This is a genomic window from Caballeronia telluris (genome assembly GCF_001544495.1).
GTDB classification, from domain to species: domain Bacteria; phylum Pseudomonadota; class Gammaproteobacteria; order Burkholderiales; family Burkholderiaceae; genus Caballeronia; species Caballeronia telluris.
Window position 1 is genome coordinate 1 of sequence record NZ_FCNZ02000007.1, and the last position, 19,363, is coordinate 19,363.

At 60.5% G+C, this 19,363-nt stretch carries 19 protein-coding genes and 1 pseudogene; 6 read left to right on the forward strand and 14 right to left on the reverse strand.

The window, feature by feature from the left end:
- Window positions 1-145 (forward strand): annotated as a pseudogene (locus AWB66_RS32920) (IS256 family transposase); the annotation flags it as partial.
- Window positions 146-398: 253 nt separating this feature from the next.
- On the opposite strand, the gene AWB66_RS10670 reads toward AWB66_RS32920, so the two are convergent.
- From AWB66_RS10670 to AWB66_RS10715, 10 genes are all read right to left on the reverse strand, one after another.
- On the reverse strand, window positions 399-2,156 hold the full coding sequence (locus AWB66_RS10670) for an L-aspartate oxidase (RefSeq protein ID WP_087630279.1): 1,758 nt from the start codon (window positions 2,154-2,156) through the stop codon (window positions 399-401).
- The gene (locus tag AWB66_RS10675; RefSeq protein ID WP_087630280.1) at window positions 2,153-2,767 is read right to left on the reverse strand and encodes a fumarate hydratase C-terminal domain-containing protein; all 615 of its coding nucleotides are present in this window, start codon (window positions 2,765-2,767) and stop codon (window positions 2,153-2,155) included. The genes AWB66_RS10670 and AWB66_RS10675 overlap by 4 nt, the downstream gene beginning before the upstream one ends.
- 4 nt (window positions 2,768-2,771) lie before the next feature.
- Window positions 2,772-3,647, reverse strand: coding sequence for a fumarate hydratase (locus tag AWB66_RS10680; RefSeq protein WP_087630281.1), 876 nt, complete (start codon window positions 3,645-3,647; stop codon window positions 2,772-2,774).
- A gap of 45 nt (window positions 3,648-3,692) precedes the next feature.
- Window positions 3,693-4,046 (reverse strand): succinate dehydrogenase, cytochrome b556 subunit, encoded by a 354-nt coding sequence (gene sdhC / locus AWB66_RS10685; protein ID WP_087630282.1) that lies wholly within the window; start codon window positions 4,044-4,046, stop codon window positions 3,693-3,695.
- Window positions 4,046-4,393 (reverse strand): succinate dehydrogenase/fumarate reductase transmembrane subunit, encoded by a 348-nt coding sequence (locus AWB66_RS10690; protein WP_087630283.1) that lies wholly within the window; start codon window positions 4,391-4,393, stop codon window positions 4,046-4,048. Before AWB66_RS10690 ends, sdhC begins: the two co-directional genes overlap by 1 nt.
- On the reverse strand, window positions 4,393-5,112 hold the full coding sequence (locus AWB66_RS10695; RefSeq protein WP_087630484.1) for a succinate dehydrogenase/fumarate reductase iron-sulfur subunit: 720 nt from the start codon (window positions 5,110-5,112) through the stop codon (window positions 4,393-4,395). Before AWB66_RS10695 ends, AWB66_RS10690 begins: the two co-directional genes overlap by 1 nt.
- A gap of 99 nt (window positions 5,113-5,211) precedes the next feature.
- Entirely contained in the window at window positions 5,212-6,483 is a 1,272-nt protein-coding gene (gene dctA / locus AWB66_RS10700; RefSeq protein WP_087630284.1) for a C4-dicarboxylate transporter DctA, read from the reverse strand.
- A gap of 146 nt (window positions 6,484-6,629) precedes the next feature.
- On the reverse strand, window positions 6,630-7,805 hold the full coding sequence (locus AWB66_RS10705; protein WP_087630285.1) for a UxaA family hydrolase: 1,176 nt from the start codon (window positions 7,803-7,805) through the stop codon (window positions 6,630-6,632).
- Between the two features lie 54 nt (window positions 7,806-7,859).
- Window positions 7,860-8,141 (reverse strand): UxaA family hydrolase, encoded by a 282-nt coding sequence (locus AWB66_RS10710; RefSeq protein WP_087630286.1) that lies wholly within the window; start codon window positions 8,139-8,141, stop codon window positions 7,860-7,862.
- Window positions 8,142-8,242: 101 nt separating this feature from the next.
- Window positions 8,243-9,073 carry a sulfite exporter TauE/SafE family protein gene (locus tag AWB66_RS10715; protein WP_125469708.1) on the reverse strand — a complete coding sequence of 277 codons (831 nt, stop codon included), beginning with the start codon at window positions 9,071-9,073 and terminating at the stop codon, window positions 8,243-8,245.
- A 232-nt stretch (window positions 9,074-9,305) separates the two neighbouring features.
- On the opposite strand from AWB66_RS10715, the gene AWB66_RS10720 reads away from it, so the two are divergent.
- Window positions 9,306-10,184, forward strand: coding sequence for a LysR family transcriptional regulator (locus AWB66_RS10720; RefSeq protein WP_087630288.1), 879 nt, complete (start codon window positions 9,306-9,308; stop codon window positions 10,182-10,184).
- A gap of 260 nt (window positions 10,185-10,444) precedes the next feature.
- Here AWB66_RS10720 and AWB66_RS10725 read toward each other — a convergent pair whose 3' ends face one another.
- The 4 genes from AWB66_RS10725 to AWB66_RS10740 form a co-directional block, all read right to left on the reverse strand.
- A complete protein-coding gene (locus AWB66_RS10725) occupies window positions 10,445-11,623 on the reverse strand; it encodes an acetyl-CoA C-acyltransferase (RefSeq protein WP_087630289.1) in 1,179 nt (392 codons plus the stop codon).
- 32 nt (window positions 11,624-11,655) lie between these two features.
- Window positions 11,656-12,285 (reverse strand): bifunctional nicotinamidase/pyrazinamidase, encoded by a 630-nt coding sequence (gene pncA, locus AWB66_RS10730; RefSeq protein WP_087630290.1) that lies wholly within the window; start codon window positions 12,283-12,285, stop codon window positions 11,656-11,658.
- A gap of 13 nt (window positions 12,286-12,298) precedes the next feature.
- Window positions 12,299-14,383 (reverse strand): 3-hydroxyacyl-CoA dehydrogenase NAD-binding domain-containing protein, encoded by a 2,085-nt coding sequence (locus AWB66_RS10735; RefSeq protein ID WP_087630291.1) that lies wholly within the window; start codon window positions 14,381-14,383, stop codon window positions 12,299-12,301.
- Between the two features lie 180 nt (window positions 14,384-14,563).
- Window positions 14,564-16,222, reverse strand: coding sequence for a 3-(methylthio)propionyl-CoA ligase (locus tag AWB66_RS10740; protein WP_087630292.1), 1,659 nt, complete (start codon window positions 16,220-16,222; stop codon window positions 14,564-14,566).
- 163 nt (window positions 16,223-16,385) lie between these two features.
- On the opposite strand from AWB66_RS10740, the gene AWB66_RS10745 reads away from it, so the two are divergent.
- The 4 genes from AWB66_RS10745 to AWB66_RS10760 all read left to right on the forward strand — a co-directional run bounded on the left by AWB66_RS10745 (window position 16,386) and on the right by AWB66_RS10760 (window position 19,358).
- A complete protein-coding gene (locus AWB66_RS10745) occupies window positions 16,386-17,903 on the forward strand; it encodes a protein adenylyltransferase SelO (protein WP_235021084.1) in 1,518 nt (505 codons plus the stop codon).
- A 51-nt stretch (window positions 17,904-17,954) separates the two neighbouring features.
- Window positions 17,955-18,377: a peptide-methionine (R)-S-oxide reductase MsrB gene (msrB, locus tag AWB66_RS10750; RefSeq protein WP_087630294.1), complete on the forward strand. Its 423-nt coding sequence runs from the start codon at window positions 17,955-17,957 to the stop codon at window positions 18,375-18,377.
- A 130-nt stretch (window positions 18,378-18,507) separates the two neighbouring features.
- Window positions 18,508-19,044, forward strand: a complete 537-nt coding sequence (locus tag AWB66_RS10755) for a septation protein A (protein WP_062634015.1) — start codon at window positions 18,508-18,510, stop codon at window positions 19,042-19,044.
- Window positions 19,041-19,358 (forward strand): BolA family protein, encoded by a 318-nt coding sequence (locus tag AWB66_RS10760; RefSeq protein WP_087630295.1) that lies wholly within the window; start codon window positions 19,041-19,043, stop codon window positions 19,356-19,358. Before AWB66_RS10755 ends, AWB66_RS10760 begins: the two co-directional genes overlap by 4 nt.
- Window positions 19,359-19,363: the final 5 nt, after the last annotated feature.

Sequence of the window (19,363 nt, forward strand, 5' to 3'; positions counted from 1 at the left end):
CAGCGACGAGGCGGCCAGCAAACTGCTGTATCTGGCCTTGCGCAACATCGAAAAGGACTGGAAGATGCCGCCTATCATCTGGCGGCAAGCAGTGAATCAGTTCGCCATTCTGTTCGGCGAGCGCTTCACCAGCGCCATCAGCTGAAATTTCTAACCGGCCTCAGCACACAAGATTCCTGGCAGGTCCGGTTGGTGTGGGCGCGCCAATTCAGCCGATCGCCCGTAGTCGACTCGTGCGGCTCGTCTCAGCGTTCATCGGGCATTCGCGAGCGCGAACTCGCTGGCGAGTTCTCCTGGTGTGTGATTGCGCGAGACGATCGGGATCTGCCTGACTCCATCCCGAAGCAGAGGTCTGCGAAGTTAGGTCTGCGCCACGCAGTCTCTGTCATCAACTACTCTCAAGTCGCCGCGACCGGCGGGATCAAAAATGTAGCATCGTCCTCCCGGAGCACCGTTTCACCGGGCTTCACGATGACAAACTCCACTGGCTGCCTCGCGATCTTCACAGTTCCTCCTGAGAGCTTCGCCGTCGTAAAGGCCGAAGATTCGAGATTCCCCGCCGCTGGGAAGTCTTCGCGGAAGTGAGCCCCGCGGGAATTTTCGCGCGCGAGCGCTGCTTCCGTGATCACGCGGCTGACGGAAATGAGATTTCTCAGGTTCAACCAGTCATGCCACTGAGCATTCAACGCGCGATCGCCATCGACGACGCCAGTATCCATCAGCTTCGCCTGCATGTCAGAGAGGCTGTCTCGTGCTTTAACGAGGCCTTCTTCATTTCTGATGATCCCGACATCCTTCCACATGCATTCGAAGAGTGACTCGCGGATCAACTCAAGGTCCTTGCCCTTTTTGGCAAACGGTCGCTCTGCCTCGCGAATCGCAGCGAGAATCGACTGCTCATGGGGTGCTCGGAAGCTATCATTGGCCTGCACCCAGCGCGCCATGCTGTCGCCCGCGATGCCTCCAAACACAGTCGAATTCGCCACGCCGTTGCCGCCGAGACGATTCGCCCCGTGTACGCCGCCCGTGTCCTCGCCTGCGGCAAAAAGCCCGGTCAAGTCCGTCTGACAGTCCGCTTTGAATACCACGCCACCCATCATGTAGTGCGCGGTTGGAACGACTTCGACTTCGCCGCCTGCCAGGTCGAATCCGCAGTCGGCGCAGCGTTCCACCATGCCTTTAAATTGTTTGCGGACCTTTTCAGGGCCCAGATGATTCATCTGGATATACACACCGCCGTTGGGCGACGTACGGCCCGCACGCATTTCCGAATAGATCCCGCGCGAGACGATGTCGCGCGTCGCGCGCTCGCCCCTGGAATCGTACGAATGCATGAAGCGCTCATGCTGACCGTTGAGGAGATGCCCGCCAGCCCCTCGCAGCCCCTCTTCGAGAACAGTGCCGGTCATTCGAGTGTGGCTTCCTGCGAGAAGTCCGGTCGGATGAAACTGCACCATCTCCATGTCCCGCAGCGTCAGCCCCGCACGCAGCGCCATCGCGAGCCCGTCGCAACTCTTGTCACCGGACGGCGTGTGATATTTGTACATGGTCGGCCCACCGCCGGTCGCAAGCAATACCGCCTTCGCCTGCACGAACACGAACTCGCCGCTTCGCATATCAATCATGACCACGCCGGCCAAGCCATCGCCGCTGGGCGTCTTGATCAGTTCGATCGCGCGATGTTCTTCCAGTCGGTTGATCCCCCGACTCCAAACTTGTTCGGCCAGGCGATTGATGATCTCGATGCCGGTCAAGTCGCCCTTGTGAACGGTCCGATCGAAGGTCTGTCCAGCAAACGCCTTCTGATGTACCGACCCGTCGGGATTACGATCGAAGAAACAACCTAGTTCGTTTTCCAACTCGCGGACCCGCTCGACCGCTGTGCTCACCAACGTCCATGCCAGCTCCTGATTCGAGAGCCACTTGCTGCCCTCGATCGTGTCCATGAAATGACGCTCGACGGAGTCGCCCGGCGCCAGCGCCACGTTGTACCCGCCCTGAACCATACGCGTACAGCCACATTTCCCTAAGAGGCCCTTTACAGCGACGGTAATCGACAATTGCGGTGCGTTCCGATGCGCGTGCAGCGCGGCAAAAAGGCCGGCACCGCCCGAGCCGAGGATGAGGATATCGGTCTGGATTCGTTTGATGTTCATGATGCATGCACTCCGAGACTTTCGAGGGCAGCCGCCCGACGCTTGGCGGTATCGACCCTGACGGCATCATAGAGACTGGTGCCTTCGCTATCCATCGCGACGAGCAATGGCCCGAACTCCTTGATTTTGAATCGCCACAGCGACTCGGGATTTAGATCGTCGAGATCTACCGCTTCGATGCGTTCGATCCAGGTCGTCTCAAGTGCCGCCGTACCGCCGATGATGGCAAGATAGACACCGCCCAGCTCTTTAAAAGCGGCCTTCGATCCGTCGCGCAAGCCGCCTTTTCCGACGATCATCCGAACGCCGTACTGTTCCATGAGCGGCCTTGTAAAGCGCTCCATGCGATCCGAAGTGGTCGTTCCGATGCAGATAGGTTGATAGCCTGCAGGGTACTCCGGGCTTGGAGATACTTTTCGAACATTGGGCGCAGTGTGAATGACCGCATGTCCGCGCAAGTCGAAGTCCGTCGTTCGTTCCTTGTCGAACAGGTGAATCTGCGTTGCGTCCCGGATGCCGTAAAGCGTTCTTTCAAGCGTGACCGTGTCGTTGACGCGCAGCTTGCGAATTGTGGCTTCGTCAACCGGAGTGGCGAGTTCGTAATGGGCCATGGCGTCAGAATCCGTATGTGATGCCTGTGTTCGAGAAAATCGCTTTCGCGCGGCGAGCCGAGTGACATTGCATGTTTACGGCGATTGGATTCATCGTGATATGCGTGGAAGCAAGTTCGATATGCACCGCGAACGCAGTGCTGTCGCCGCCCAGTCCCTGCGGTCCGATGCCAAGCGTGTTGACCGCTGCAGAAAGCTCTCTTTCGAGCGCCGCGCCCTCGGGATCCCCGCAATGGGTGCCCAACTCTCGTGTAGCAGCGCGCTTGGCGAGCGCGACAGAAAGGTCGGACGTCCCACCAAGACCCACACCAACGATCGTCGGCGGGCAGGTCTTGCCTCCGGCCGAGACCGCACAGTCGATCACAAAAGTCTTGATCGCGTCGATACCCTCAGCGGGAACCGCCATCTTGAGAAACGAGTTGTTCTCGGAGCCGCTTCCCTTTGGCACCATTTCAAGCGACACATGGTCCGGCTCGGCTGAGAAATCGATATGGATCACCGGCACCTCTATACCGCACGACGTATGGTTGTTTTTTCGTGTGAGAGGATGAACCACGGACGAGCGTAGCGGATGTTCTCTCGTCGCTCGCTCACAGCCGCGGCGGATAGCTTCTTTCAACTCGAATCCTTCGAATTCGACATTGCGGCCGATGCTCACGTTGTAGATCGGAATCCCCGTGTCCTGACACAAAAGATTTTCAGTTTCTTCCGCCACCCGAATATTCGTTTTCATCGTCCCGAGCACGCGTTGAGCGATAGGCGACGTTTCATTCGATGACAGTGTTTCGATTCCAGCTTTTACGTCCGGAGGAAGGATCTTCAACGCACGGATGTAAAGCTCCTTTGCCGCCTTCTCGACAGCGTTCAGGTCGAGCCTCATTTTCTCGTCTCCTACTGATTGTGGGTGTAGCGTGTTGGGCGAACTTCAATGAACGAGCGCCAAGAGAAAAGCTAAGCCGGTGCAGGCACTTGCTCCGGCGCCCAGTGCAAGCCAGTTCTTTCGCAGACCACTCCAGGGCAGAAACTCGATGGCGAGCAAGCGCAGGCCGCCCATCAGATGAAGCGAAAGCAGGATGACCAGCCCCCATTCGGCGAACTTAAACAGGGGTCTGTCGGTGAAGCGCAGAAAACCATCCAGTGAGCCGTCATGCGAAAGCGTTTTGCCGAGCGCCCAGAAGTGCACCGGAATAAAGAAGGCCAGTGCAAGTCCTGACAAACGATGGACAATGAAGGCCCAGTACGCGGGGTGGGATTTGGCCCGGAAGTCGTTCTTTCTCATTACAGGATCACCCCCGTCACTGCTCGCATGCCGAGCGTGAGCAAGCCAAGCGTCACCACCGAACAGGCAAGATGAGCAGGACGACCCCGCCATCCAAGCCACTCTTCCGCGATCCTTAAGAGGCCAATCGGCACATGAACTGCACATGCCAGGACAAAAAGCGTGTAAAAGCCGGCAAAGAACCAATTTTTGTGAGTGCGTGCGAGGATTGCATGCTCGCTGAGCCCGCTGTGGACGGCATAAACAATGACGACGATGTGCAAGACCACGCAGGCGGCGAGCACCATCGCGCTCATCCGCTGCCAGTACCACAAGCGAGCCTGCGTTCTTAAAGAGAGCGTTTGCATCACAGTTTTCCCTCGATCGCGGCCTTCATCACGAGCCGCTTTAATCCTGCGATGCCTGCTGTCGGCGACAGCTGCTTTGGGCAACGCTCTGTGCAGGAGCCCTGCGTGTGACAGGAGTGACACCCGGCATCGCCTGCGACAGCGCGTAGCCGCTCGACGCCTTCGACATCCCGTTCGTCGTTCATCAGCGTCCAAGCACGATTCATCGCTGCAGGTCCAAGATAGTCGGGCCTCCACGTCACGACGTCGCAGGACGAGTAACACACTCCGCAACCGATACATTCAATGCCGGCGTCAGCCGATGTGCGCCTCTCGCTTTGTGGCGACACCTTGCTAAAGTCGTCGGACCGTGTTCGTTCGCCTTTGAATTGTCCCTTCGCTTCCGCCCACTTATCGAAGAATTGCTCCATGTTCGTCGCCAGATCTTTTATCACGGGCAAATTGGACAGCGGTGCGATCTCCAATTCCTCGTCGACTGCAACCTTCGACACGTGGGTCCTGCAAGTCCACCGAGCCTTGCCGTTTACGCTCATTGCGCATGATCCGCACATACCGACCCGGCACGCATATCGGAAGGCGAGATCCGGCTGGAGATTGCGCTGGATGTACATGACCACATCCAGCACAGTCTGGTTGTCAAACCGTGGCACGTCGTAAGAAACCAAATCGCCGGAGGTCCGCCCCCTCCAAACCTTCACGCGGAGTGTCTTGTTGCTCATGTCGTCTCTGGTGTAGTTGTGCATCGGCTAGAAGAAGTCTGCGCCCGCGTAGTGCAAAGAAAAAAGCGAATGATTCATCGCATTAGATAAAGTTTTTATTTACGTTTCCGCAGCGCGTCGCTTTTGCACGAATACCATCTTTGTCTCGTCGCGTTCTTTCTCCAGGCCCGAGATGACAAGCGTCGCCACCGCGTTGCCAATCATGTTCGTAACCGCGCGGATCTCCGAAATGAAGCGATCAACGCCGAGAATCAGGGCTGCCCCTTCTATTGGTATATCTTTGAATGCGGTCAATGTTGCAAGCAAGGTTACGAAACCCGCCCCTGACACGCCGGCGGCGCCCTTCGAACTGACCATCGAGAGAACCATGAGCGCAATCTGTTGTTCCCAGGACATCGGTATGCCATACGCCTGTGCGATGAACATTGCGCAAATCACCTGTCCGACGCAGGTGCCGTCGAGATTGAAGGAGTATCCCATCGGCATCACAGTACCCACGACCTGCTTCGGACAACCGAGCGCTTCCAGCTTCTTGATGAGTTGAGGAAAGACGGATTCCGATGACGTGGTTGCAAGCACCAACAATATCTCGCCCTTCAGATGTCCCATCAGCCTCCAGAGACTGAAGCCGCTCATCCGACAGATCGTTCCAATGACCACAACTAAAAAGAAGATCGTTGCAACATAGACCGTGATCAACAACATTCCCAACGAGTGCAGCGAAGACAGCCCGTATTTTCCGACAGCGAATCCCATCGCAGCAAGCGCACCGAGAGGAGCAAGACGCATGATTAGCGCGACAATGCGAAACAGCACATCGGAGACAGATTCAAAAAAGGAAAGCAGCGATTTGCCTTTCGGACCTAGATATGACAAACTTACTGCAAATAGACAAGCAATCACGACGATCTGCAGCATGTCCCCGGAAACAAACGGGCCCATGAAACTGCTGGGAATCATGTGCAGAAAAAAGTCGGTGAGACCACCGCTCCCGTGTTGCACCGAAGTCTGGTACTGGGCCAATACGTGCGTATCGGTCGTGCCGACCTGCAAGTTCAAGCCCTCGCCCGGCGCTAGCAGGTTCACCATGATCATGCCGACCAGCAGCGCCAACGTGGTGACCACCTCGAAGTAAATGAAAGCCTTTCCTGCGACTTTCCCCAACGCCCGGAGGTCACCAATCTGCGACACACCACAAACGATCGTTGTAAAAATCAGTGGGGGCGTGATCATCTTCACGAGTCGGATAAAGGCATCCGATATCGGCTTCAACGACTGTCCGAAGGTGGGAAAGAAATGACCAATTAGAACGCCGATTGCGATCGCGATAAGCACCTGCACGTAGATGTGTCTCAAGCTGCGGCCAAGCATGGTGTCTCCTTTGTCTCATCGCTCTCGATGTTTCCCGAGAGCCGATGAGATCGTTCTTTGGGGCCGCGCCTCATTCGCCTCTTTTAGGGCGGTGCAATAAGTAGGCGCGCAGCCTTACCTGGGATGTTCCCCTTGAACAAGATTGGTTACGCGCTTTCAAACAGACGCGTCAGTACGAACTCGCGATGGCCGAGCGTTTCCGCCGAGGTCAAGCGTCCGTTCGCGGTGGCGAGCATGGATTCGAGCAGGCGGTCGCCCGACTGATCGAGATTCTGTTCGCGCTGCAAGATGCCCGACACATCGACGTCGATGTGTTCGCTCATCGTGCGTACCGTGCGCGGGTTCGCGCAGATTTTGATGACCGGCACGATCGCGTTGCCAATCACGTTGCCTTGTCCCGTCGGGAAAAAGTGCACGGCGAAACCGGAGGCCGCGCAGAGCGTGACCATCTCAGCCGCCGCCGACGAAGAATCCATGAACCAGAGGCCCGGGTGCGTCGGCGTTTCGGCCTTGTCCAGGACGCCGTCGACCATGCACTTCTTGCCGATCTTCTGGATGTTGCCGAGCGCCTTCTCTTCGATGGTCGTGAGGCCGCCCGCGATGTTGCCCTTGGTCGGTTGCGACTCGGAGAGATCGTCCGTCTTCCAGCGGTTGATCATGTCCTGATAGCGGTCGAACATGAAGTTGAAGCGTTCGCGCACGCCGTCGTTTGCGCAACGCGCGGCCACGATCTGTTCGCCGCCCGTCAGTTCCGACGTCTCGCCGAATACGAGGGTGGTTCCATGTCCGTAGAGCTTGTCGAACGCATTGCCGACGGTCGGATTCGCGCCGCAGCCGGAAGTCGTGTCCGACTCGCCGCATTTCGTCGAAACCCACAGTTCGCTCAGCGGGCATTCCTCGCGATCGAGCGAGGTGGCGTACTGCACCATCTCTTTCGCAGCCTTCGAGGCGCGCATGATGGTGTCGTGATCGCCGTGCAGTTCGATGCCGAAGCCCATCACCGGCTTGCCCGACTTTGCGATCCCATCGACGACGCGCTTCGTCCAGCCTTCCTCGATGCCGATCACGACCACCGCCGCGACGTTGGGATTGCTGCCCGCGCCGATCAACGTGCGGAAATGCAGATCGAGGTCGGCGCCAAATTGCAGGCGGCCGTATGGATGCGGTAGCGCCATCGTGCCCTTGATGTGGTTCTCGACCGCCTGCGCCGCCGCGTTCGACAGGTCGTCGACCGGCAGGATGATCACATGGTTACGAACGCCGACGCGGCCGTTGTCGCGACGAAAGCCGCGGAAAGTGGTGTCCAGACTGATCACGCTCATGATGTCTCTCTCGATATGGGGAATGTGTTGATTGGCTGATGCAGGGCGCGCGGCTTACCAGCGCTTCGTCTTGATGTTGTGCACGTGAGCGTGTTCGCCCGCCGTGATGGGCGCGACCACCTTGCCGATGTCGACGCCGTACTTGAACACCGTGTCGCCGACGGCCATGTCTCTCAGAGCGACCTTGTGACCGATGGGAATGTCCTGCTTCGCCGAGACTGTGACGATTTCATCCTCGTCCATGATCCAGGCGTTAAGGTTCATCCCTGCGGTAATACCTTCGACAACAGCAACACCGACCGTGTCTTTAGCTTCATGCAAAACTGCGTGAATCATTTTCCACTCCTTATCGTGACAATGTTTACTTGATCTATTTTCTTGCTGATACCACCGAGGCACTCGGATCTTCGTTTCAAATTCGTCGCATGCTCAGCCTCTTAAAGGAAGAAACTCAATACCGTTCTCGTGCAGAGATTGATGCCGGATAAAAGCAACACGAACCAAAGCGCTTTGAGCAGCTTTCCCGCCGGGACTTTTCCTCGAAACCACGCGCCCAGACCCAGACCAACCGCACCGCAAGGAAACAGGCAGAGCGCGAGCTTCAACACGTCAGGATTTTTGTATAGGCCTGATGCACTGAACAACAGGAGCCTCAATAGCGCTGTAATCGTGATCAGCGTGCTTATCGTTGCTCTGCGTTGCTCTGCGTCGCTGAGCCGGCCGGCAAGATAGATCGTGTAGAGAGGGCCACCAGTTCCAAATATCGCCGTCAAACAACCGCCGGCAAGCCCGAGCGGTACTGACCATGCTGTTCTGATCGTGCTGAATCCTTGGCGCGAAACTAGGCGCCACACCGAATAAACCAGAAGGGTTGAACCCAACAGCAACTTCAGTGGCCCTTCGGGCACTCCCACCAGGACAAAGACGCCGACCAGTAATCCGATCGACAACCAGGGCAACAGACGACTTAGTTCAGATTTCGACACAAGTCGAATACCGCGCACGCCGACCAGGAGTCCGGCTGCAAGATCAAGGATCAGCATCACTGGTGTTGCCGTCCTCAGGGTCACCACCTGCGTCAACACCGGTACGGCGACAATCGACGAGCCGAAGCCAGTTAATCCGTAGACGAAATACCCTGCGACGACGCTCATCCCAGCTATGAACAGATCGACCGAGTTGATGCCCGCGCCCGTCGTCGCTATAAACGAAAGGGACGTTTGGGAGAGGAAATCTATCAATGTCATTGCGCCAAACAAGTGATGCAAGGGAACGCCTGATCGTGGGCCTGAGCGCCAAACGGACCATGAATCGATGACTCTTCGCTGGTGCACGTTGATGCATGGACTTGGGTATCCATAGCGCTGTTCTCCGTGTTTTATTGGGCTTTTCCTCTTCTGTTGGAACGATTATGATCGGGCTACACATAAAGAAAAACCGAGTAATAATTGGCCTTAGAGAAAGGACTTCTTTCCAATTTGTTCCGTCACCAAGGCTCATATGCCGTCGATCAGAACGCTCAAGATCTTCCTCACCGTTGCTCGCTGCGGGACCCTCGCGGCTGCAGGGGACATCGTTGGCTTGACGCCGGCGGCGGTCGGACTGCAGGTTCGATCGCTTGAGGATGAACTGGGCGTTCAACTTTTTGATCGCAGTGCGCGAGCCGTGGTGCTGAATCCTGTCGGTCGGTCGCTAGTCCGCCGCGCCGAGCAGGTCGTGAGCCAGTACGAACTGCTGGAGGCCTCTGTCAGTGGAGGAGAAATGTCCGGCACCGTCGTTATTGGGGCGCTGGTATCTGCGCTGATGGGCGCTTTTGCGGATGCGTTGTGGTCGATCAGGCGCCGTTACCCTAGCCTCGACGTTCATTTGTTGGCGGGAATGTCGAGCGACTTTGCGCTAAAGGTCGAAAGTGGAGAGTTGGACGCTGCGGTGGTCACGCAGTCGCCGAGGCCGATTCCATCAAGCCTGAAATGGTGTCCGCTGTACTCTGAGCCGATGGTTTTGATCGCGCCGAGATGTCCTCACTTCGAACTTCCGCAGGACCCGCGAGCGATGCTGGAAACGGCTCCTTTCATGAGATTCGAAAGAAGCACATGGACCGGCATTCTCGTCCAGGACGTACTAAAGCGTTGTGCTGTGCAAGTGAACGAAGCCATGGAGTTGAACTCGATCGAGGCGATCATTGCACTCGTCCGTCAGGGCTTCGGAATATCGATCGTCCCCAAGTTGGCGAATGTCGCGTGGGAGAAGGATGATGCGCTGGCGCTATTTCCGCTCGAGGGCGTCGACGTTCGACGACGTGTCGGCCTACTCGAACGCGCCAGTCACGGGCGGATGAACTTCACGGAAGCGATCAAGAAGTACTTTGATCAAGGCTGACTGCACTCGACTCGATCGGCGGTCCGCTACCTCCCGTTGTCCACCCTATCCTGATGTTCATGGATCCGTCGAGGCCTAATCCAACGATCTAAAAGCCACCCGGTCAGCTAAATTGCTCGCCATCGAACGACGTCATTTGTATATCTCGTTTCGCCCCGGGACGAACCGCCAACTTTGGCCGGTTGCAGCAAGACCCGCAAAACGCTCGCATTCCGCGTCACCCGAGCGCGTGAAAAATAACACGCTCGGGCCCCAAGACCTCAAACCACCTCAAACAACCCCGCTGCTCCCTGCCCGCCGCCGATACACATCGTCACCACGACAAACTTCGCCCCGCGCCGTTTACCTTCGATCAACGCATGCCCGGTCAGCCGCGCGCCGGACACCCCATACGGATGCCCCACAGCAATCGCCCCGCCGTCCACATTCAGCCGGTCATTCGGAATCCCTAGCGTGTCGCGGCAATAAAGCACCTGCACGGCAAACGCCTCGTTAAGCTCCCAAAGGTCGATATCCGCAACGGAAAGCCCGGCCCGCTTGAGCAGCTTGGGAATGGCGAACACCGGCCCGATCCCCATCTCATCCGGCTCGCACCCGGCCACCGCGAACCCGCGGAAAATCCCGAGCGGCTTCAGTCCTTCCCGCTCGGCCACCGACGCATTCATCACGACGCAAGCCGAAGCCCCGTCCGAAAACTGGCTCGCGTTACCCGCCGTGACGACGCCGCCCGGCATTGCCGTGCGAATCTTCGATACCCCTTCGAGCGTCGTATCCGCGCGAATGCCTTCGTCCGCGGCGATGGTCACTTCCTTCGTGAAGAACTGCCCCGAAGCCTTGTCGGCGACACCGGCCAGCACCGTCATCGGCACGATCTCGTCGTTGAAGCGCCCCGCTGCCTGCGCCTCCGCCGCACGCGACTGCGACTGCACGCCGTATTCGTCCTGACGAGCCCTCGAAATCTCGTAGCGCTTGGCAACGGTCTCCGCCGTCTGCAACATCGACCAGTAGATCGCCGGCTTGTGTTCCATCAGCCAGCCGTCGGTCAGCATGTGCTGGTTCATCTCGTTCTGCACGCACGAAATCGACTCAACACCGCCCGCTACATAAACGTCGCCTTCGCCCGCGATCACGCGCTGCGCCGCGAGCGCGATCGTTTGCAAGCCCGACGAGCAGAAGCGGTTCACCGTCATGCCCGGCACGCTGACCGGCAAACCGGCGCGCAGCGCGATCTGCCGCGCGATGTTCATGCCCGTCGCGCCTTCGGGATTCGCGCAGCCCATGATGACGTCCTCGACGCGCGCCGGGTCGATCCCCGCGCGCTCGACGGCGGCCTTCGTCACGTGGCCGCCGAGCGTCGCGCCGTGTGTCATGTTGAATGCGCCGCGCCAGGATTTGGCGAGGCCCGTGCGTGCTGTCGATACGATTACTGCGTCCGTCATGTCGTCTCCTGCAATTGATGTTCGGTATGGTTTCAGCGCGCAGGCAGAGCGCTCGAATCGATGCGCCCCACGCCCGCGGCCGTCATGTCTTCCCAGGCTTTCGCGAGCGATCCTTCGAGGTCGATCGCGCGGCAGGCGTCTTCGATCACGCTCACCGCGAAGCCCGCGCGCCTCGCATCGAGCGCGGACCACGCGACGCAATAGTCAGTCGCGAGTCCGCACAGATAGACGTGCGTGACGCCCACGTCGCGCAGATAGCCAGCGAGGCCCGTCGGCGTCTTGCGATCGGCTTCGACGAATGCCGAATAACTGTCGACATCGGCGTGATGGCCTTTGCGGATCACGAGCCGCGCATGCGGCACGTCGAGATCGCGATGCAGTGCGGCGCCTTCGGTGTCCTGCACGCAATGGGTCGGCCAGAGGACCTGCTCGCCATAGGCGAGCGTCGTCGTCTCGAAGGGCGCGCGGCCCGCGTGATTCGCCGCAAACGAGATGTGCCCGCGCGGATGCCAGTCCTGCGTCAGCACGACATGCGAAAACGCGCGGGCAAGCCGGTTGACGACAGGCACGATTTCATCGCCGTGCGCAACCGCTAGGGCGCCGCCCGGCATGAAATCGTTCTGGATGTCGACTGCGAGCAGGACTTCGTCTGCGCCTTTCATCGCCGGCTCCGTGTCAGCTGTTGAAACCCTTGCCCTGCGATGCGAGTTCCGTCACGCGCTTCGCGGGCGCCCAGGCGTCGCCGTTGGGCTGCGCGGCGTATTTGCGGATCGCGCGCTCGACGTTGTAGAGGCCGACCGTATCGGCATACAGCATCGGGCCGCCGCGATAAAGCGGGAAGCCGTAGCCCGTGAGATAGACCATGTCGATGTCCGATGCCTTCGACGCAATCCCCTCGTCGAGAATCTTCGCGCCTTCGTTGACGAGCGCGAGCACGAGCCGCTCGACAATCTCGTCGTCGGCAATCTTGCGGCGCTCGATGCCGCGCTCCTTCGAATACGCGATGACCATCTCGTCGACGAGCTTCGAGGGCAGCGCGTTGCGCTCGCCCGCCTTGTAGTCGTACCAGCCCGCGCCGGTCTTCTGGCCGAAGCGCCCCGTCTCGCACAGCCGGTCCGCGATGCGCGAATAGTGCAGGTCCGGCTGCTCCTGGTAACGGCGCTTGCGTATCGCCCAGCCGATGTCGTTGCCAGCAAGATCGCTCATGCGAAACGGTCCCATCGCGAAGCCGAACTTTTCGATCGCGCGATCGACCTGCGCGGGCAGCGCGCCTTCTTCGAGCATGAAGAGCGCCTGGCGGATGTACTGCTCGATCATCCGGTTGCCGATGAAACCGTCGCAGACGCCCGAGACCACCGCCGTCTTCCTGATCTTCTTAGCGAGCTGCATGACAGTGGCGAGCACGTCGTTCGCGGTCTTCTCGCCGCGCACGACTTCGAGCAGCTTCATCACGTTGGCCGGGCTGAAGAAGTGCAGGCCGACCACGTCTTGCGGACGCTTCGTGAAGGCGGCGATCTTGTTCACATCGAGCGTCGACGTGTTCGATGCGAGGATCGCGCCGGACTTCGCGACTTCATCGAGCTTGCTGAACACCTGCTCCTTCACGCCGAGTTCCTCGAACACGGCTTCGACGATGAGATCGGCGTCTGCAAGATCGTCATAGGCGAGCGTCGGCTGAATGAGCGCCATGCGCGCGTCGAGCTTCTCGGCCGTGAGCTTGCCCTTCTTGACCTGCGCTTCGTAGTTCTTGCGGATCGTGGCGAGGCCGCGGTCGAGCGCTTCCTGCTTCGTCTCCAGCAGCGTGACCGGCAGCCCCGCGTTGAGGAAGTTCATCGCGATGCCGCCGCCCATCGTTCCCGCACCGATCACACCGACGCGCTCGATCGCGCGCACGGGCGTATTCGACGGCACATCGGGAATCTTGCTCGCCGCGCGTTCGCCGAAAAACGCATGACGCAGCGCGCGGCTCTCGGGCGTCTGCACGAGCGCGAGAAAGCATTCGCGCTCGAAGGCGAGACCTTTGTCGAAGCCCTGTTTTACGCCCGCTTCCACCGCATCAATGCACTTGTGCGGCGCGGGGAAGTTCTTCGCGATGGCCGCGACGCTGTTGCGCGCGAACTGGATGAAGCCTTCGGCGTTCGGATGCACGACCTTGCGGTCGCGCACTTTCGGATGCGGGCCGCTTCGCGCGCCGGCATCCTTGGCGAACTTCACGGCGGCGTCGAGCAAATCGCCTTCCGCGATTGCGTCGAAGAGTGCCGTGTTCGCCAGTTTTTCCGACAGGACGGGCGTTCCCGACACGATCATGTTGAGCGCGGTTTCGAGGCCGACGGCGCGCGGCAGGCGCTGCGTGCCGCCCGCGCCCGGCAGGATGCCGAGCTTCACTTCGGGCAGCGCGATCTGCGCGCCCGGCGCGGCCACGCGGTAATGCGCGCCTAACGCCAGTTCGAGCCCGCCGCCCATCGCGACGCTGTGGATCGCCGCGACGACCGGCTTCGCGCTGCCCTCCACCGCCTGGATGACGGTATGCAGCGTCGGCTCCTGCGTGGCCTTGGGCGTGTTGAATTCGGTGATGTCGGCGCCGCCGGAGAACGCGCGGCCGGCGCCGGTGATCACGATGGCGGACACCGCTGCGTCCTCGCGCGCACGCTCGATGCCTTCGACGATCCCGAGCCGCGTCGAGTGTCCGAGGCCGTTCACCGGCGGGTTGTCGAGCGTGATGACGGCGATGCCGTCGCGGATGGTGTAGTCCACTGCCATTTCGTCTGCCTCCATTCGATGCCGCCTGCCTCGCACGAAGCGAAGCGGTCGCGGTGCCTCGGGTTATTCTGAGTTACCGCGCCAGAATACACAAAAAAGAACGATCGTTCAATTTTGTATTGGCAATCGAATGCTGAGGTTTACCCGGACCTTTGCGGCCCGGGCTTTCGCAGGCGGAGTTCAGGCGGGATGTTCGGCGACGCCCGGCAGCACGTAGTCGCGATACAGCTCGCGCAGACGCAGCTTCTGCAGCTTGCCGGTCGCGGTGTGCGGCAGTTCGTCGGCGAAGACGACGTCGTCGGGCATCCACCACTTCGCGACCTTGCCTTCGTAGAACGCGCGCAGTTCCTCGCGCGTGACCGTCGCGCCCGGACGCAGCACCGCCACGATGAGCGGCCGCTCGGTCCACTTCGGATGCGCGCAGGCGATGCACGCCGCCTCCGCCACTTGCGGATGCGACACCGCGATGTTCTCCAGGTCGATGGAGCTGATCCACTCGCCGCCCGACTTGATCACATCCTTGCTGCGGTCGGTGATCTGCATGAAGCCGTCGGCGTCGATGGTGGCGACGTCGCCGGTCGGGAACCAGCCGTCGACGAGCGGAGACTCATCGCTGCGGAAATAGCGGTCGATCACCCACGGTCCACGAACGTGCAGGTCGCCGAACGAGCGGCCGTCCCACGGCAGTTCGCGGCCGTCGTCGCCGACTACTTTCATGTCGACGCCGAAGATCACGTGCCCCTGTTTCTCGCGCGACTTGCGTTGCTCTTCGGGCGAGCGCGCTTTCTGCCTGAAGTTCAGATGCGCGAGCGTGCCGAGCGGCGACATCTCCGTCATGCCCCACGCATGGATCACCTCGACGCCGTATTGGTCTTCGAACGCGCGCAGCATCGCGGGCGGACACGCGGAGCCGCCGATCACCGTGCGCCTGAGCGTCGAGAAGCGCACGCCCGCCTCTTTCATGTAATTGAGCAGACCGAGCCAGACGGTCGGCACGCCGGCCGAGAACGTGACGCCCTCGGCTTCCATCAGTTCGTAGAGCGACTTGCCGTCGAGGTCCTTGCCCGGAAACACGAGCTTCGCCCCCACGAGCGGCGCCGCGTGCGGAATGCCCCACGCGTTCACATGGAACATCGGCACGACGGGCAGGATCGCGTCGCCGGCGGAGGCGCTCATCGCATCGGGCAGCGCCGCGCCGTAGGCGTGCAGCACGGTCGAGCGGTGCGAATAGAGCGCGCCCTTCGGATGGCCGGTCGTGCCCGACGTATAGCAGAGGAACGAGGCCGTGCGTTCGTCGAAGACCGGCCATGCGTAGTCGCCGTCCTGCGCGGTGACGAGCGTCTCGTAGGAAAAGAGCGGCACCTCCATGTCGCCGAGATGCTCGCGGATGCACGACGCATCGCCGAGCGCGATCCAGCCTTTCACCTTCGGGCACTGCGGCGCGACGATGTCGACGAGCGGCGCGAACGTCATGTCGAAGAAGACGTAGGCGTCTTCGGCGTGATCGACGATGAACGCGATCTGCTCGGGAAAGAGTCGCGGATTGATCGTGTGGCAGACGGCGCCCATGCCGGTCGTGCCGTAATAGCACTCGAGATGCCGGTAACCGTTCCAGGCGAGCGTGCCGATGCGCTCGCCCGGTTGCACGCCGAGCGCGATCAGCGCCTGCGCCAGTTGCTTCGCGCGCTTCTCGCAGTCGCGGTACGTATAGCGATGAATATCCCCCTCGATACGGCGGGAGACGATTTCGGTGTCGCCGAAATAGCGTGCAGCGTGGGACAACAGCGATGAAGCGAGGAGCGGTACATCCATCATCTGGCCGTAAAGCGGCGACGTCATGGGCTTAAGTCTCCAGTGATTTTCGTCTTGTACTTTTGGCGCATTGGAGCGGCCTCTGCAGCGCCGCCTGCGCGGAATTACAATATCGTTTAACCCAGAGGCGCTCAACATGTCGTTTTCCCCAAGCAATGCCTTGCACGCTGAACGAGACACCGCCCTCTCGATGGACGAAGTCGCCGCCGCCATCGATATCGGCCGCCCCGATGCCTTCGTCCAGCTGGGCACGCGGTTCCTGACTCGCCTCCCCGCCGCGCCCGTGCCCGACCCTTACCTCGTCGCCGTTTCCGCGGATGCCGCGAGGCAACTCGGCATCGATCCCGCAGCGGCGCATGAACCCGCGTTCGCCGAGTTCTTCGCGGGCAACCCCACCCGCGACTGGCCCGCCGACAAGCTGCCTTACGCGACGGTCTATTCAGGACATCAGTTCGGCGTATGGGCCGGGCAACTCGGCGACGGGCGCGCGATCGGCCTCGGCGAGATCGAATCCGCGGGCCGGCGGTTCGAGCTGCAACTGAAGGGCGCGGGCCGCACGCCCTATTCACGCATGGGCGACGGCCGCGCGGTGCTGCGTTCGTCGATCCGCGAATTCCTGTGCTCGGAGGCCATGCATCACCTCGGCATCCCGACGACGCGCGCGCTCACCGTGATCGGCTCGGACCTGCCGGTGCGCCGCGAGAGCATCGAGACATCGGCGATCGTCACGCGCGTGTCGGAGAGCTTCGTGCGCTTCGGCCACTTCGAGCATTTCTATTCGAACGATCGCGTGGACGACCTGAAGGCGCTCGCCGATCATGTAATCGACCGCTTCTATCCGCAGTGCCGCGAAGCCGACGATCCTTACCTCGCGCTGCTCGGCGAAGTCATGAACCGCACCGCCGACCTGATGGCGGACTGGCAGGCGGTCGGCTTCTGCCACGGCGTGATGAACACGGACAACATGTCGATCCTCGGTCTCACGATCGACTACGGCCCGTTCGGTTTCATGGACGGCTTCAACGCGCATCACGTCTGCAATCACTCCGATACGCAGGGCCGTTATTCGTACAGCCGCCAGCCGCAGGTCGGCTACTGGAATCTCTTTTGTCTCGCGCAGGCGCTCGTGCCGCTCTTCGGCCAGCAGTATCCCGAAGAAGGGCGCGCCGAACGCGTGATCGAAGACGCGCAGCGCGTGCTCGAAGGCTTCAAAACGCGTTTCGCGCCGGCGCTCGAAGCGCGCTTTCGCGCGAAGCTCGGCCTGACCGATCCGCGCGAAGGCGACGAGAAACTGGCGAACGCGCTGCTCGAAGTGATGCACGCGAACCGCGCCGATTTCACCCTCACGTTTCGCAACCTCGCGAAGCTGTCGAAGGCCGATGCATCCAGCGACGCGCCGGTGCGCGATCTCTTTCTCGACCGCGCGGCGTTCGACGCGTGGGCTTTGCAATACCGCGCGAGGCTGTCGCAGGAACAACGAAGCGACGAGCAACGCGCGGCCGCGATGAATCGCGTGAATCCGAAGTACGTGTTGCGCAATCACCTCGCCGAGCAGGCGATCCGCCAGGCGAAGGAGAAAGATTTCTCGGAGGTCGAGCGGCTCTTGCGCGTGCTCTCCCGCCCGTTCGACGAGCAACCCGAATTCGACGCTTACGCGAGGCTGCCGCCCGACTGGGCAAGCGATCTCGAAGTGAGTTGTTCTTCCTGAAATCGCCCTTATCTAGATGAGCCAACCCAGGCCGACAACCAGAGGATTGATATGAACCGCGACGACATCACCCGCGACCCGGCGCATCCGCTGCAAAAGGACGACGAAACCTATCGCCGGGAACTCTCCGAAACGCAATATCAGGTCACGCGCCACGCCGCGACCGAGCGGCCGTTCACCGGCGAGTACTGGGATCACACCGAGCGCGGCGTCTACGACTGCGTGTGCTGCGGCACGCCGCTCTTCGAATCGGATGCAAAGTTCGACGCCGGCTGCGGCTGGCCGAGCTATTTCAAGCCGATCGACGGCGAAGTGATCGCCGAGAAGACGGACCGCTCGCACGGCATGCTGCGCATCGAAGTGGAGTGCAAGAACTGCGGCGCGCATCTGGGCCACGTGTTCGAGGACGGCCCGGCGCCGACCGGCCTGCGCTATTGCATTAACTCGGCTGCGCTACAATTCGAACCCAAGTAATTTTCGCCGCCGCGCGCCGGTCGCGTTCAGCGCTCCGGTTGATCTGCACGCGTCGTTTGCGTAGCCGCCCGAAAGGCGGCACGCGAACGGCGCGTGCTCACATGCTCATGCCCTCCTCGTCCGAACGTCCATGAAATTTCTGTTCGATCTGTTCCCGATCATTCTCTTTTTCGTCGCATTCAAGATCTGGGGCATCTACACGGCAACCGCCGTGGCGATCGTCGCGACGCTCGTGCAGATCGCGTGGGTCGCGTTCCGTCATCGCAAGGTCGACGCGATGCTGTGGGTGAGCCTGGGCGTCGTCGTCGTGTTCGGCGGCGCGACGCTCGTGCTGCACAACGATACCTTCATCAAGTGGAAACCGACAGCGCTCTACTGGCTCTTCGCCGTGGCGCTGATCGTCGCGCAACTGGGGTTCAGGAAGAACCTGATCGAAGCGATGATGGGCAAGCAGATCGTGCTGCCGCATCGCGTGTGGGGGCAGTTGAATGTCGCGTGGGCGGTGTTCTTCGCGATTCTCGGCATCGTGAATCTGTTCGTCGCGTATAACTTCACGACCGATCAGTGGGTGAACTTCAAGCTCTTCGGCGCGACCGGCTGCCTTTTCGTATTCATCGTGCTGCAAAGCCTGTGGCTCGCAAAACACATGAAGGAGGACGAGCGATGACTCATCATCTTGGCGACTTCATGAGCGCATCGGCGGCGGACAAGATCGCGCAGCTGGAAGCGCGCCTGAACGCCGCGCTCGAACCGTCGTCGCTCCATATCGACGACGACAGCGCGGCCCACGCGGGGCATGCCGGCGCGGCATCGGGGAGTCACTACACGGTGACGATCGTGTCGGCGCACTTCGCGGGTAAGCCCCGCGTGGCGCGGCACCGGCTGGTGTATGATGCGCTGGCCGAGGAGATGCGGCGCGGCGTCCATGCGCTCGCGATCAAGGCGTACACGCCCGAAGAATTCGCCGAACAATTCGAATGATCTTC

What these genes read in the sequence shown, in the direction of transcription:
- AWB66_RS10670 (WP_087630279.1), bottom strand. Translation starts at nt 2,156, where the DNA reads ATGAACATCAAACGAATCCAGACCGATATCCTCATCCTCGGCTCGGGC.
- AWB66_RS10675 (WP_087630280.1), bottom strand. Translation starts at nt 2,767, where the DNA reads ATGGCCCATTACGAACTCGCCACTCCGGTTGACGAAGCCACAATTCGC.
- AWB66_RS10680 (WP_087630281.1), bottom strand. Translation starts at nt 3,647, where the DNA reads ATGAGGCTCGACCTGAACGCTGTCGAGAAGGCGGCAAAGGAGCTTTAC.
- sdhC (WP_087630282.1), bottom strand. Translation starts at nt 4,046, where the DNA reads ATGAGAAAGAACGACTTCCGGGCCAAATCCCACCCCGCGTACTGGGCC.
- AWB66_RS10690 (WP_087630283.1), bottom strand. Translation starts at nt 4,393, where the DNA reads ATGCAAACGCTCTCTTTAAGAACGCAGGCTCGCTTGTGGTACTGGCAG.
- AWB66_RS10695 (WP_087630484.1), bottom strand. Translation starts at nt 5,112, where the DNA reads ATGAGCAACAAGACACTCCGCGTGAAGGTTTGGAGGGGGCGGACCTCC.
- dctA (WP_087630284.1), bottom strand. Translation starts at nt 6,483, where the DNA reads ATGCTTGGCCGCAGCTTGAGACACATCTACGTGCAGGTGCTTATCGCG.
- AWB66_RS10705 (WP_087630285.1), bottom strand. Translation starts at nt 7,805, where the DNA reads ATGAGCGTGATCAGTCTGGACACCACTTTCCGCGGCTTTCGTCGCGAC.
- AWB66_RS10710 (WP_087630286.1), bottom strand. Translation starts at nt 8,141, where the DNA reads ATGATTCACGCAGTTTTGCATGAAGCTAAAGACACGGTCGGTGTTGCT.
- AWB66_RS10720 (WP_087630288.1), top strand. Translation starts at nt 9,306, where the DNA reads ATGCCGTCGATCAGAACGCTCAAGATCTTCCTCACCGTTGCTCGCTGC.
- AWB66_RS10725 (WP_087630289.1), bottom strand. Translation starts at nt 11,623, where the DNA reads ATGACGGACGCAGTAATCGTATCGACAGCACGCACGGGCCTCGCCAAA.
- pncA (WP_087630290.1), bottom strand. Translation starts at nt 12,285, where the DNA reads ATGAAAGGCGCAGACGAAGTCCTGCTCGCAGTCGACATCCAGAACGAT.
- AWB66_RS10735 (WP_087630291.1), bottom strand. Translation starts at nt 14,383, where the DNA reads ATGGCAGTGGACTACACCATCCGCGACGGCATCGCCGTCATCACGCTC.
- AWB66_RS10740 (WP_087630292.1), bottom strand. Translation starts at nt 16,222, where the DNA reads ATGACGTCGCCGCTTTACGGCCAGATGATGGATGTACCGCTCCTCGCT.
- AWB66_RS10745 (WP_235021084.1), top strand. Translation starts at nt 16,386, where the DNA reads ATGGACGAAGTCGCCGCCGCCATCGATATCGGCCGCCCCGATGCCTTC.
- msrB (WP_087630294.1), top strand. Translation starts at nt 17,955, where the DNA reads ATGAACCGCGACGACATCACCCGCGACCCGGCGCATCCGCTGCAAAAG.
- AWB66_RS10755 (WP_062634015.1), top strand. Translation starts at nt 18,508, where the DNA reads ATGAAATTTCTGTTCGATCTGTTCCCGATCATTCTCTTTTTCGTCGCA.
- AWB66_RS10760 (WP_087630295.1), top strand. Translation starts at nt 19,041, where the DNA reads ATGACTCATCATCTTGGCGACTTCATGAGCGCATCGGCGGCGGACAAG.